This is a genomic window from Burkholderia alba, assembly GCF_034721475.1.
GTDB classification, from domain to species: Bacteria; Pseudomonadota; Gammaproteobacteria; order Burkholderiales; family Burkholderiaceae; genus Burkholderia; species Burkholderia alba.
The window spans coordinates 65,924-78,948 of record NZ_JAWJWL010000016.1 but is presented as its reverse complement, the minus strand read 5'-3'; the positions used below and the strand labels follow the sequence as shown (position 1 = coordinate 78,948).

General features: G+C 69.4%; 13 protein-coding genes. 6 read left to right on the top strand and 7 right to left on the bottom strand.

Features of this window, described 5'->3' with window-relative positions:
* Window positions 1-236: 236 nt before the first annotated feature.
* Genes RZR99_RS19105 through RZR99_RS19095 form a run of 3 tightly spaced genes read left to right on the top strand, consistent with a single transcriptional unit; the run spans window position 237 to window position 2,221 of the window.
* Window positions 237-1,517: an MFS transporter gene (locus RZR99_RS19105; protein ID WP_323121334.1), complete on the top strand. Its 1,281-nt coding sequence runs from the start codon at window positions 237-239 to the stop codon at window positions 1,515-1,517.
* A 54-nt stretch (window positions 1,518-1,571) separates the two neighbouring features.
* Complete coding sequence (locus tag RZR99_RS19100) at window positions 1,572-2,021, top strand: SDR family NAD(P)-dependent oxidoreductase (protein ID WP_323121333.1); 450 nt, start codon at window positions 1,572-1,574, stop codon at window positions 2,019-2,021.
* The gene (locus RZR99_RS19095; protein WP_323121332.1) at window positions 2,018-2,221 is read left to right on the top strand and encodes a Rossmann-fold NAD(P)-binding domain-containing protein; all 204 of its coding nucleotides are present in this window, start codon (window positions 2,018-2,020) and stop codon (window positions 2,219-2,221) included. The genes RZR99_RS19100 and RZR99_RS19095 overlap by 4 nt, the downstream gene beginning before the upstream one ends.
* Before the next feature lie 60 nt (window positions 2,222-2,281).
* Here RZR99_RS19095 and treA read toward each other — a convergent pair whose 3' ends face one another.
* Window positions 2,282-3,928, bottom strand: a complete 1,647-nt coding sequence (gene treA, locus RZR99_RS19090; RefSeq protein WP_323121331.1) for an alpha,alpha-trehalase TreA — start codon at window positions 3,926-3,928, stop codon at window positions 2,282-2,284.
* Here treA and RZR99_RS19085 point away from each other — a divergent pair.
* The 3 genes from RZR99_RS19085 to RZR99_RS19075 all read left to right on the top strand — a co-directional run bounded on the left by RZR99_RS19085 (window position 3,927) and on the right by RZR99_RS19075 (window position 8,121).
* Window positions 3,927-5,072 (top strand): darcynin family protein, encoded by a 1,146-nt coding sequence (locus RZR99_RS19085; RefSeq protein WP_323121330.1) that lies wholly within the window; start codon window positions 3,927-3,929, stop codon window positions 5,070-5,072. The genes treA and RZR99_RS19085 overlap by 2 nt on opposite strands.
* An 86-nt stretch (window positions 5,073-5,158) precedes the next feature.
* The gene (locus RZR99_RS19080) at window positions 5,159-6,556 is read left to right on the top strand and encodes an MFS transporter (RefSeq protein WP_323121329.1); all 1,398 of its coding nucleotides are present in this window, start codon (window positions 5,159-5,161) and stop codon (window positions 6,554-6,556) included.
* A 356-nt stretch (window positions 6,557-6,912) separates the two neighbouring features.
* Window positions 6,913-8,121 (top strand): winged helix-turn-helix domain-containing protein, encoded by a 1,209-nt coding sequence (locus tag RZR99_RS19075; RefSeq protein WP_323121328.1) that lies wholly within the window; start codon window positions 6,913-6,915, stop codon window positions 8,119-8,121.
* Window positions 8,122-8,167: 46 nt separating this feature from the next.
* On the opposite strand, the gene RZR99_RS19070 is transcribed toward RZR99_RS19075, so the two are convergent.
* From RZR99_RS19070 to RZR99_RS19045, 6 genes are all read right to left on the bottom strand, one after another.
* Window positions 8,168-8,386: a DUF1653 domain-containing protein gene (locus RZR99_RS19070; RefSeq protein ID WP_323121327.1), complete on the bottom strand. Its 219-nt coding sequence runs from the start codon at window positions 8,384-8,386 to the stop codon at window positions 8,168-8,170.
* A 47-nt stretch (window positions 8,387-8,433) separates the two neighbouring features.
* A complete protein-coding gene (locus RZR99_RS19065) occupies window positions 8,434-8,880 on the bottom strand; it encodes a GNAT family N-acetyltransferase (protein WP_323121326.1) in 447 nt (148 codons plus the stop codon).
* 136 nt (window positions 8,881-9,016) lie between these two features.
* On the bottom strand, window positions 9,017-9,595 hold the full coding sequence (locus RZR99_RS19060; RefSeq protein WP_323121325.1) for an NnrU family protein: 579 nt from the start codon (window positions 9,593-9,595) through the stop codon (window positions 9,017-9,019).
* Between the two features lie 134 nt (window positions 9,596-9,729).
* Complete coding sequence (locus RZR99_RS19055) at window positions 9,730-10,095, bottom strand: TfoX/Sxy family protein (RefSeq protein WP_323121324.1); 366 nt, start codon at window positions 10,093-10,095, stop codon at window positions 9,730-9,732.
* The gene (locus tag RZR99_RS19050; RefSeq protein WP_323121411.1) at window positions 10,092-11,222 is read right to left on the bottom strand and encodes a malate/lactate/ureidoglycolate dehydrogenase; all 1,131 of its coding nucleotides are present in this window, start codon (window positions 11,220-11,222) and stop codon (window positions 10,092-10,094) included. The genes RZR99_RS19055 and RZR99_RS19050 overlap by 4 nt, the downstream gene beginning before the upstream one ends.
* Window positions 11,223-11,249: 27 nt before the next feature.
* Window positions 11,250-12,704 (bottom strand): M20 family metallopeptidase, encoded by a 1,455-nt coding sequence (locus RZR99_RS19045; protein WP_323121323.1) that lies wholly within the window; start codon window positions 12,702-12,704, stop codon window positions 11,250-11,252.
* Window positions 12,705-13,025 lie beyond the last annotated feature (321 nt).

Sequence of the window (13,025 nt, the reverse complement as noted above, 5' to 3'; positions counted from 1 at the left end):
GACGAAACCTGACGGAAAAAAGTGCGATCGGCGCGGACCTGCCGCCGGCAGGCCGCTCCGCGCGTCGCGTGTCGTCCGGGCAGCCGTCCCGGCTCGCGCGAAGAACCCGCGCGGCACCGCGTCGATCGTTCCGTTCGAGTCCTTCCCGACACGCGGCTCGCTCACGTGGTTGCAAAATAAGACTGTATAACCTACCATCCATTCAGTTTCATTTTGCAACCAAAAAGGATTCGAGCATGTCGATTGAAACCGGGCCGGCGCTGGACATCGAAGCTTCCGAGAGCGACCCCGGCCGCGTCGGCGCGCGCGCCGACGCGCAGCCCACCGCCCCGCTGTCGCGCGCCGTCACGCTGCTGTGCGCGCTCGCGTGCGGGCTGGCGGTCGCCAACATCTATTTCGCGCAACCGCTGCTCGACGAGATCGCCGGGCGATTCGCTATCGATCACGCCCTCGTCGGCCTGGTCGTGACGGCCACGCAGGCGGGCTATGGAGTGGGCCTCTTGCTCGTCGTGCCGCTCGGCGACCTGCTGCCGCGCCGCCGGCTGATCGTCGCGCAATCGGTCGGTTCGGCGCTCGCGCTGCTGGCCGTCGGCATCGCGCCGAACGTACCGCTGCTGTTCGCCGCGATGGCGGCGATCGGCCTGCTCGCGGTCGTCACGCAGGTGCTGGTCGCGTACAGCGCGACGCTCGCCGCGCCCGCGCAGCGCGGCCACGTGGTCGGCATCGTCACGAGCGGGATCGTGATCGGCATCCTGCTCGCGCGCACCGTGTCCGGCGCGCTGTCCGACCTCGCGGGCTGGCACGCGGTGTATTTCGTCTCGGCCGGATGCACGCTGATCGTCGCGCTGCTGCTGCACCGCGCGCTGCCCGCCGCCGATCTCGCGCGCGCCGCGACGCCGTATCCGCGCCTGATCGCGTCGGTGTTCACGCTGTTCGCCACCGAGCCGGTGCTGCGCATCCGCGCGTTGATCTCGCTGCTGATGTTCGCGGCGGCCATGGTGCTGTGGACGCCCATGGTGCTGCCGCTCAGCGCGCCGCCGCATTCGCTCTCGCATACCGCCGTCGGCTTGTTCGGGCTGGCCGGCGCGGCGGGGGCGCTCGGCGCCGCGCGCGCGGGCGGCTGGTCGGATCGCGGCCGCGAGCGGTACGTGACGGGTGCCGGCCTGACGCTGATGCTCGCGTCGTGGCTACCGATCCACTGGATCGGACACAGCCTGTGGCCGCTCGTGATCGGGGTCGTCGCATTCGACCTGGGTCTGCAGGCGACCCACGTCGCGAGCCAGAGCATGCTGTACGGCGTGCTGCCGCCCGGCGTGCACAGCCGCGTCACGGCCGGCTACATGATTTTCTATTCGATCGGCTGCGCGCTCGGCTCGTTTGGCTCGACGCTCGCGTATGCGTGGGACGGCTGGCGCGGCGTATGCGCGCTCGGCGCATCGATCAGCGCGCTCGCGCTGCTGGCGTGGGCGCTGACCGTCACACACACCCCGCGCCGCTGGACGACGGACGGCACCTGACGGCGCCCCGCCTTTCATCCGCCGTGCCGCCCGTCCGCGCGCAACGCCGCGCGATTGCGCGCGCTCGAACCGCAGATCGCCGGCAGCACGGCATTCCCCTGCGACGTCGCCGATCTCGACGCGCTCGCCGAGACGCTCCGCGCGGTCCGCCGCGATCTCGGCAGCCCGTCCGTGGTGATCCACAACGCGGTATCGGAAACCTTCGCGACGTTTCTCGACGCGGACCCGGCCGCGCTCGAACGGAATTTCCGCGTCAACACCACCGCGCTGCTGCACCTCGCCCGCGCCTGCGCGCCCGACATGATCGGCGGGCCGCGGCGCGCTCGTCGTCACCGGCAACACGATCGGCGGGCCGCGGCGCGCTCGTCGTCACCGGCAACACGGCTGCGCTGCGCGGCAAACCGAACTACGCGCTGTTCGCGCCGACCAAGGCCGCGCAGCGCAGCCTCGCCGAAGCGCTCGCCCGCGATCTCGGCCCGAAGCGCGTTCATGTGGGATACGTGACGATCGACGCGCCGTGGCTCGGCGAGAACGGCCGCACGCGGCCCGCGTGGGTGGAACCGCCGGCCGGCTGGCCGTACGCGCGCGACGAATATTTCGCGCAGCCGGATGCGATCGCGGACGAGGTGTTCCACCTCGCGCATCAGCCTCCGTCGGCGTGGACGTTCGATTGCGTGATCCGCCCGTTCGCCGAACGGTGGTGAGCGGTGGCAAGCGCAACGGCCGGAGATGCGGCCGGTGCGCCGGCCGCCCAGTCGCCGCGCTCAGTCGCCGTACAGGTCGAGCAGCTTGAGCGTGACGCCGTTGGTCCAGCCGAAGCCGTCCTGCAGCGGATACTCGCCGCCGCCTCCGCCGCCCGTGCCCGCGCCTTCGACCACGTACTTCTCGACCAGCTTGCCCTGCGACGCGTATACGCCCTTCACGTCCGTCAGGAAACGCGTGCCGATGTCCTTCGCGAGCGCACGGTCGCCGTAGCGCTGCAGGCCGACCAGCGCGATCCAATGCAGCGGCGCCCAGCCGTTCGGCGCGTCCCATTGCTGGGTGGTGTTGTAGGTCGTCGTCGCGAGGCCGCCCGGCTGCAGCAGCGTCTTGCGCACCTGCTGCGCGGTCTGCCGCGCGCGCTCCGGCCATGCGACGTTAGCGAACAGCGGATACAGCGCGGCGGCGGACAGGTTGTCGCGCGACTTGCCGAGTTTCCAGTCGTAGTCGCCGTAGTAGCCGTTGCGGTTCCACAGGTAACGGTTGATCGCGAACGCGCGCTTGCCGGCGCGCACGGAGAATTCCGCGACGCAGGCGAAGTCGCGCGCCACGCCGCAGCCTTTCACGATGGTGGTTTCGAGATTGAACATCAGGCTGTTCAGGTCGACCGGCACGATCGCGGTCGTGCGGATCGTCGCGAGCGTCTGGTTGTCGCCGAACCAGCGCGAGCTGAAATCCCAGCCGCTTTCCGCCGCCGCGCGCAGATCGCGCCACACCTCGGGCGCCGGCCGGCCGCCGGCCTGCTGCGCGGTCTGCACATCTTCCAGGTACGACTCGTCGCGCGGCGTCGCGCTCGCATCCCAGTAGCGGTTCAGCACCGAGCCGTCCGGCATCACGACCACGTTGCGGGTCGCGTCGCCGCGCCGCGTCGTGCGCTCGCCCTGCATCCAGTACGCATATTCCTTGCGCAGCGCGGGCAGGTACTTCTGGTAGACCCGGTCGCCCTCCGCCTTCGCCGCGAGCGCCACCATGTACGCGAAGAACGGCGGCTGCGAACGGCTCACGTAATAGGTGCGGTTGCCGTTCGGCACGTGGCCGACGGTATCGATCAAATACGCGAAGTTGTCGAGCATGTTGTCGACGAGATCCTCGCGGCCCGCTTCCTGGAGCCCGAGCATCGTGAAATAGGTGTCCCAGTAGTAGCCCTCGCGGAAGCGGCCGCCCGGCACCACGTAGGGCTTCGGCAGCGCGATCAGCGAGCTGTATGCGGGCACGCTCGTGCTCGTGCGCGTCAGCTTCGGCCACAGCCAGTCGATGTGCTCGCGCAGCGTCTGGCCCGCGGGCGGCGTCACGGTCTGGTCGGCGGGCGGGGTGAAATGCTGGTTGACGAACGCGGCCAGCGAGAAGCCCGGCAAGCCCTTCTGCTGCTGGTAAAGCTGCACGATCGTCGCGGGATCGGTGTCCGGCGTCGAATCGACGAAGGTTTTCTGGTCGGGGAAGATCTGCGCGGTCTGCACCGCGACGAACAGGTCGCCGTACAGCTGGCTGGGCGGCGGCAGTATCGTCGACGCGGCGGCCGGCGCGGACGCATCGGCATGCGCGAGCGTGGCGGACAGACCGAGGCAGACGGCGAAACCCGCGGCGCACGTCCAGCGGGCGAGCGATGCGCGCCGCGCCGTGCGCGGCGGATGATACGGATGCGACAAGACCATGCTTCCCCCTTCCGAGATCGGAATGAACGGTTGTACGGTCTCCTGTCGCACGGCCCTGCGCGATCGCGGTGTTCGCGGTGTTGTTGTCGCGGCCTCATCGATGTACCGCTCGATGCGGCCGCCGCGGCAGCTTCGCATGAAATCGAAGCGCCAGGCAAGCGAATCCTCGCCCGCGCCGCGCAAATCGCCGCGCGCCGCGCGCGGCAATCACGCGTCGAACACGGCCGCATCGGTTGCGCCGCGTGGGCATGCCATGCCGGCGATGCCGCGCACTGCCGCCGCTGCGCGTCGGCGCTCGGGGCACATCGCCGGGCACCGCGCCGAAGCGTTCGCCGAACGGCGGCCGCCGCGCCTCGACGTCGCGCGGCCGCGCCCGCACCGGCCGGCGCCTTCGAGACGTGACCATGACGCCATGACTCGCATGAGCATCGCGCGCGTCATGGCCCCTCGCCCCCCGTCTTGGGCTCGATCGGCCCGGCCGTCGGTGCATCGCGATTCGGGCATGACGGATGGCGCGCGCCGATCTCACGCCGTGCGCGCCGCGGCCGTGTTCGTCGCGTTGCCGTTGCCCCGCCCGCGTCCGGAACGCGAGCCGCCGCCTCGACGCGCGCCTCGCCGGCGGCGGCGAAACGGCAGCGAAGCGGCGGCGAAGCGGCGCCCCGAGGGGCTCGACGGACGGCGCGGCCGACGCGCGCGGCACAGCCAGGACGCGAGTACGAAATACGAGCGAAAGCTCGTATTCTGGCCACGCCCCTCCCACTTCGCCCAAGGAACCGTCATGGCCCAGGCCGACTCCCGACGCCCCATCAAGCTCGCCGTCTTCATGCTCGTCAACACGCGGCCCGAGTGGCTCGGCTTCTCCGAATCCGCCCGCCCGCGCGGGCTGCGCGACGCGCTCGACCCGCTCCTCGCGAGGCATGCGGGCCAGGTGTCGCTGCGGGTCTTCGACATCGGGTTCTACGCCGCGCACGCCACCGATCTGTGGATGTGGGAGGCCGCCGACCATCGGGCCTATGAACGGCTCGTCGACGACCTGTGCGATACGCCGTTCCGGGATCGCTTCTTCGAGATCGTCGAGATCCTGCCCGGCCTGGAAAACGCCTCGGCGTTCAACGCCCGTGAAATCGCGTCGTCCACGGACTGAACAACTGTTGCAGGGGCTTACGCGGCGGCATCGATCGATGCAATAATGACGGCTTCCGCGTACCGTCCTCCACGCGCACGTCCCTCATGCCGCTCGCTATCCAAGCCTTCATCGCACCGCTGATCGTCGCTTGCGCGTTGTTCATGGAGAGCGTGGATGCCAACATCATCGTCACCGCGCTGCCCTCGATGGCACGCGATTTCGGTCACAGTCCCGTCACACTCAACATCGCGATCACGAGCTACGTCGTCGGCCTCGGGGTGTTCATCCCGATCTGCGGCTGGCTCGCCGACCGCTTCGGCGCGCGCACCGTGTTCCGCACCGCGATCGGCATCTTCGTCGCCGGCTCGCTGATGTGCGCGGCGTCGAACAACCTCGAGCTGTTCACGTTCGCGCGCTTCGTGCAAGGGGTCGGCGGCGCGATGATGGTGCCGGTCGGCCGCATCATCATCTTCCGTTCGGTGCCGCGCTCCGAATTCGTGCGCGCGATGAACTACCTGAGCGTGCCCGCGCTGTTCGGGCCGGCCGCCGGGCCGCTGCTGGGCGGCTTCATCACGACCTACCTGCACTGGCGGCTGATCTTCTTCATCAACGTCCCGATCGGCATCTGGGGCATCTATCTCGCCAACAAGCACATCGCGAACACCCACGAGCCGCACCCCGGCCCGCTCGACTGGATCGGCTTCGCGCTGTCCGCGCTGGGCGCCGCGCTGCTGCTGATGGGCCTCACGCTGATCGACGGCGAACTCACCTCGCACTACACCGCGTTCGGCATGCTGTCGACGGGCGCGCTGCTGCTCGGCCTGTACGTGCTGTACGCGCGGCGCGCGGCGCGGCCGCTGCTGGACCTGGGCTTCCTGCGCATCCCCACCTACCACGCGAGCGTCGTCGGCGGCTCGCTGTTCCGGATCGGGCTCGGCGCGGTGCCGTTCCTGCTGCCGCTCGCGCTGCAGGAAGGGCTCGGCATGACGGCGTTCCACTCCGGGCTGATCACCTGCGCGTCGGCGTTCGGCGGCGCGATCACGCGGATGCTCGCGACCCGCACGCTGCGGCGCTTCGGCTTCCGCACCGTGCTGATGTACAACGCGGCGTTCGCGGGGCTCGCGATCGCCGCGTACGGCGTGTTCTACCCGGGCATGCCCACCTGGGCGATCTGGATGATCGTGCTGGTCGGCGGCGTGTTCCCCGCGCTGCAGTTCACGAGCCTCAACTCGATGATCTACGCGGACATCTCGGCGCGCGACGTCGGCCGCGCCACCAGCCTCGGCAGCGTGGTGCAGCAGATGTCGCTCGGCCTCGGCGTGACGGTGGCCGGCCTCGTGCTGCATCTGTCGCACTGGGCGCAGGGGCATCCGAAGATCGTCTGGTCGGATTTCTGGCCGGCGTTCCTGGTGGTGGGGCTATGCTCGTTCGCGTCGATTCCGATCACGCGCAGGCTCGCGCCGAATGCGGGCGACGAAGTGGCGCGGGGCAAACGGGGCTGATATCGGGGCGGATGGGAATCGGGGGACAGGCGCGCGGCGCGCCTCGAGAAAAAAACCAGCGGACATCCACCCGGGGCCGGTTGTTAACCGCATGGATGTCCGCTTCGAACGCGCTCCGGGTATCCCGACGGGGGTGAGACACCTGGACTCGCTCCCTGCGTGCCATAGAAATATCGTGCGTCGGGAGCAGAACCTGCCATGTGCGGGCTGGTAAGCGTTGCCAAAACTATAAGGAATCTTGATCACATCTTCTGTCAACGATTGTCAGATGCCCGCGCGGCAAGCTTTTCTCGCGCGCGGTACGCCGCCCGGATTCGCGCTAAAGTGACGCACCGCCCTCTTTTCCCTCCGCCACCGTGACCACGCTTTCCGTCGCCGCCGCCCGTGCGCTCCACCTGTCCGCCCAGGGTCTGCTTTCTCCGCCGCGCCGCAAGGCCGCGAAAGCGGACGTGCTCGACACGATCCGCCGCATGGCGCAATTGCAGATCGACACCATCCACGTGGTCGCGCGCAGCCCGTACCTCGTGCTGTTCAGCCGCCTCGGCCCATACTCGCCGCAATGGCTCGACGAGCACCTCGCCGAGGCGAACCTGTTCGAGTTCTGGTCGCACGAAGCCTGTTTCCTGCCGGTGGAAAGCTATGGACTGATGCGCCACAAGATGCTGAATCCGGCCGGCATGGGCTGGAAATACGCGTCCGAGTGGCACGCGAAACACCGAAAGGATATTGACAGGATTCTCGCGCAGGTCCGCGACACCGGCCCGGTGCGCTCCGCCGATTTCACGCGCAACGGCGGCAAGGGCAACGGCTGGTGGGACTGGAAACCGGAGAAGCGGCATCTGGAAGTGCTGTTTTCGACCGGCGATCTGATGGTGTCGGAACGGCGCAATTTCCAGCGCGTCTACGACGTGCGCGAACGCGTGCTGCCGCACTGGGACGATGCGCGCGACCTGCCGCCGCGCGAAGCGGTGCTGCCGCAGCTGCTGGACAACACCTGCCGCGCCCTCGGGATCGTCCGCGCGGACTGGGTGGCGGATTACTACCGGCTGCCGAAGCGCGCCTACCGCGACGAGCTGTACGCGCTCGCGGACGCGGGCGAGCTGCTGCCGGTGACGGTCGACGGCTGGAAGGATACGGCGTTCGTGCACCGCGACCTCGCGCCGCTGATCGACGCCGCCAGCCAGGACGGCCTGCGCTCGACCGTGACCACCCTGCTGTCGCCGTTCGACCCGGTGGTCTGGGACCGGCGGCGCGCCTCGGCGCTGTTCGACTTCGACTACACGATCGAGTGCTACACGCCCGAACACAAGCGCCGCTACGGCTACTTCTGCCTGCCGATCCTGCATCGCGGCCGCCTGATCGGCCGCGTCGACGCGAAGGCGCATCGCGCGCAGCGCGTGTTCGAGCTGAAGGCGGTGCACATCGAAGCGGGCGTGCGGCTGGGCTCGGGGCTCGCCGCCGATCTCGGCAAGGCGGTGCGCAAGCTGGCCGACTGGCACGAGACGCCCGAGATCCGGGTCGGCGCCGCGCCGCGCGAACTGCGCGCGCCGCTGACCGGCCGCTGACCGGAACGCGCCGCCGCGGCGGCGCGCGAACGAACCGGCGCCGCGCCTAGTCGCGCAGCTTGCGGAAGCGCGGCGTGCCGTCGGCGAGCGCGCCGTTGAAGATCGACTCGGGGCGAACCCACAAGCCGCGCGGATGCGGCCACAGATGTTCGTAGACGACCATCGACTCGTCTCCCTCCGAATAGCGCGCCACGCCGATCGTGCGGTACAGGCCGCCCTTGTAGTGGCGATGCGTGGCGAGTTGTTCGGCTTCCTGCTCGGACATCGGATGCGCTCCAAGAAAATCGGGAGCGCCTATTGTATGCGGGCCGGTCAGCCGGCGCTCGCGTACACGTCGGGGCGATGCAGCTCCATCAGCCGCTCCGGATGCGCGGGCGCCTTGAAGCCCACCGGCCGGTACAGATCGTGCGCGCTCGACGTGACGAGCATCACGCGGCGCAGGCTCCGGACCGTCTCATGTTCGAATACGTGATCGATCAACGCGCGGCCGTAACCGCGCCCGCGACATTCTGCGATCACGAATACGTCGCACAGATAAGCGAACGTCGCATAGTCGGTCACGAGCCGCGCGAAACCCACGAGGCGGCCGTCCAGATACGCGCCGAAACACATCGAACCGTCGATCGCCCGCTCGACGACATCGTGCGGAATCCCCTTCGACCAGTACGCCTCATCGCGCAGGAACGCATGGATGGCGTCGCGATCGAGTGCGTTCCGGTCGGTCGAGAAGCGCAGCGCGGAGGTCGGGGCGGTGGACAAGGGCAATCTCCAGGGAAGGGATTCGTGCGGCGGAAAACACGACGATACCGGGAGCGGCGGACAGCAACAAGCCGCTCGGCGCCGCCCCCGCGTGCCGGCGAACGCCCCCCAAGCGACGCGCCGGATGCGCCGATGCTCAGGCGAACGGCCTCACCCCGATCAGCCAGCCGTGCAGCACGAACGCGAACAGCGCCCACGCGGCCAGCCCGGCGACGATCGCGACGCCGTCGCGCGTGGCCGGGCCGGCCGGATAACGCACGGCCGCCTTCCGGTCGCGCGCTCGCGACACCAGGAAATCGGTCAGCGACCAGACGAAGAACGCACCGAACAGCACCGCCGCATGCAGCGTCGCGTTCGCGAGCAGGTGGGCGACCGCCCACACCATCACGCCCGCGAGCATCGGATGGCCGACCAGCGCCTTGATTCGCGTGCCCGGCACGTAGGCGGCCGCGAACAACACGAAGGCGGCGGCGGTCAGCAGTACCGTGAGATGACGGATGCCGGCGGGCGGCACCCACAGCCATGTCGCGCCGTCGCGGGCAAGGCCGTAGCCCCAGACGATCATCACGAAGCCGACGATCGACACGACCGAGTACACGCCCTTCCAGCGCTGGTCGCCGTAGCGGGCGATCTGCGCGGCGCGCCAGTCGGCGGCGACGATCCGGATCGAATGGATACCCAGGAAGATCAACAAACCGAGGATCAGAACGAGCATAGCTGTCTCCAGAGGGGAAACTTGTTATCGGTCTAGTCGCTACTGCCGCGCATCGTACTTCGCGCCATGCGCCGCCTCGATGCGGCGCCCGGCTCCATCATCTCCTCCGCCGGCGCCGACGCGCCAGGGCGGCCCTACGCCTGTTTAGCGCGGCGCTTCTTCGCGCCCGCGCTCAACGCGGCCCGGTAAGCGTCGCGGCACCCGCGATACAGCTCGCCGAGGTCCTCGAGCACCTCCGCCGGCGCCGTGTAATAACTGCCCATCACGACCGTCCTGCCGCGCGCCGTATAGGTGAACGGCTGCATGCCCGCGCCGGCGAACGCGGGACGGCTGACGTCGTCGACCCGCAGGAACAGCGTGCCGTCGTACAGGAGCGCGAACGGCACGCCGCTCAGGCTGAGCGACACGCAGCCGAACAGCCGGCGGATGTCGACCGGCCCCATGCCGGCCAGTTGCGCGGCCAGCTCTTCCGCGCGCGGCAGCTCGGCCTTCCAGCTCATCGCGCGCCGTGCGCCGCGGCGGGCGCGCCGGCTTCGCAGCGCCGCGCCCAGTCGGCGACATCGGACGCCGCCATGCCGGCCTCGACCGCATGGTCGAGAATCTGGCGCCAGCTCGCCGGATCGATCGGGATGCCGTACGCGCCGCGCGCCGCCCGGCTCGCCTCCTCCGGCTCGCCCGGCATCAGCACCGCCGCGCCGTCCGCCGGCGGCGACGCCTTCGCCCACGCGACGAACGCATCGGCTTCCTGCTCCGCATTCGCCGCGTCGAACGCGGCCGGATCGATCAGCACCGACAGCATGCCGTTGACGATCGCGCTGGTGGTCTGCAGCGTGTCCCGGTAGGTCGTGCGGCCGCCGACCAGCGCGCCGCCGAAGATCTCGCACATCGCGGCGAGCGCATAGCCCTTGTGCAGCCCGAACGGCAGCAGCGCGCCGAACGGCGCCTCGTGCATCACGGCGGGATCGTCGGTGGGCCGGCCGGCGTGATCGATCAGCACGCCGTCGCGCACGCGCCGCTTCTGGTTGTAGGCGACGCGGGTCTTGCCGTAGGCGATCGCGCTCGTCGCGAAATCGAGCACGATCGGCGGCTTGCCGCTGCGCGGGTAAGCGGCGCAAAACGGATTGGTGCCGAAGCGCGGATCGGTGCCGTTGAGCGGCGCGACCAGCAGGTCGCCCGGCACGTTGACGAAGTGGAACGACACGAGCCCCGCCCGCGCGCACTGCTCCGCCCAATGTCCGATGCGGCCGAGATGATGGGTATCGCGCAGCCCGAGCGCGCACAAGCCGAGGCGTTTGGCGCGCTCGATGCCGTGCGTCATCGTTTCGTGCGCGATCACCTGGCCGAAGCCGCGCTCGCCGTCGAGCGTCAGCACCGCGCCGCCGTCGCGCACGATCCGCGCATGCCGGTTCAGCTGCAATTGTCCTTCCCGCCACGATTTCACGTAGCTCGGGATCATCCCGACGCCGTGCGAATCGTGGCCGGCCAGGTTCGCGGCGACCAGATGGCCGGCCACCAGATCCGCTTCCCGCTCGTGGCTGCCCGCCTGCTGCCAGACGGCGCTCACGAAGGCGCGCAACGGGTCGGCGCCCACCGCAACGGGGGGCGCGCTCGAGTCGGCGATCGTCATGGAAGGTACGCTCAAGCGTCGAGGCGCCTAGCGGGCGGCGGCGACGACATCGGCCACCGAGGCAGTCAACTTTTTCGCATAGGACACGTGGAGGAATTCGTTCGGGCCGTGCGCGTTCGATTTCGGGCCGAGCACGCCGCACACCATGAACTGCGCGGCCGGGAAGCCCGCCTGCAGCACGTTCATCAGCGGGATCGTGCCGCCGAGGCCGATGTACCCGCAATCGGCGCCGAAGTGGCGGCGCGATGCGAGATCGAGCGACGACGCCAGCCACGGCGCGAGATCCGGCGCGTTCCAGCCGGTCGCGGCACCCGGGTCCGGCCGGAACGTCACTGTCGCGTTGTAAGGCGGATCGAGTTCGAGCAGCGTCTTCAGTTCCTGCACCGCGGCGGCCGCATCGACGAGCGGCGGCAGCCGCAGCGACAGCTTGAACACCGTGCGCGGCCGCAACACGTTGCCGGCATTCGCGAGCGCGGGCAGCCCTTCCGCGCCGGTGACCGACAGCGACGGACGCCAGGTCGAATTGAGCAGCGCCTCGCGCGGATCGGTGGTGGTCGGCAGCGCCTTCCTGCCGTCCTGGCCGCAGGCCCACGGCAGCCCCTTCCACACCGCGTCGCCGAGGATCGATGCGGTGGCCTCGGTCTCGCGCAGCCGGCTGGCGGGTATCTCGCAGTGGAACGAGCCGGGCAGCAAGGTGCCGCTCGACGCATCCTCGAGCCGCTCGAACAGCTGCCGCATGATGCGGAAGCTCGACGGCGCGATGCCGCCGAACACGCCGGAATGCACGCCCTCCTCCAGCACGTCGACCTGCAGGTTGCCCGACACCGTCCCGCGCAGCGACGTGGTGAGCCACAGCTGGTCGTAATTGCCCGCGCCCGAATCGAGGCAGACGACGAGACTCACCTGGCCGAGCCGCGCGCGCAGCGCGTCGACATAGGGCAGCAGATCGTAGCTGCCCGACTCCTCGCACGTCTCGATCAGGCCGACGCAGCGGGGGCGCTCGATGCCTTGCGCGTCGAGCGCCGCCAGCGCGGTCAAGCTCGCGTAGATCGCGTAGCCGTCGTCCGCGCCGCCGCGTCCGTACAGCTTGCCGTCCTCTAACTTCGGCGTCCACGGGCCGAGATCGGCGCGCCAGCCGTCGAATTCCGGCTGCTTGTCGAGGTGGCCGTACAGCAGGATCGTGTCGGTGCTGCCGGAGCGGGTTGCGGGCGACTCGAAGAAAATCACCGGCGTGCGGCCCGGCAGGCGCACGATCTCGAGCTTCAGGCCCTTGACCGGCTGGCGCTCGGCCCATTGCGCGGCGTCCACCACCACGCGCTCGAGCAGCCCGTGCCGCGCCCAGTCGGGATCGAACGCGGGGCTCTTCGCGGGCACCGCGATGTAATCGGTCAGCGCATGCAGGATCTCGTCGTTCCATTTGCGCTCGATGAAATCGTTGAGCTGGGCGTGGTCGACGGTGGGGGCGATATCGGCGGTGGTCATGGCGGAGTCGGATGGGGACGACGAAAGCATCGATGATAGCGCCGATGAATGCGTTGCCGCAGCCGTAAATCAAACATGTCGTTGTGCACCGCAACCTGCGGCCGGCGCGGCGCGCGCAAGGCAGCCGCATCCGACGCGCCGCGCCTGTCGCGCCATTTCCGTCCGGGCAATTCACTCGCGCATTTTTTCAATGCATTTACGCCGATCCAATCGCCGGCGATTCATTTGAACCCGACATGAAAGCCCGGCGAAAGACGTCCGTTTCTCCTGCCGGATCCATTTCCCGCAAGGCCGCCCGCTCGGCGCCGGCTTGTTTAATCC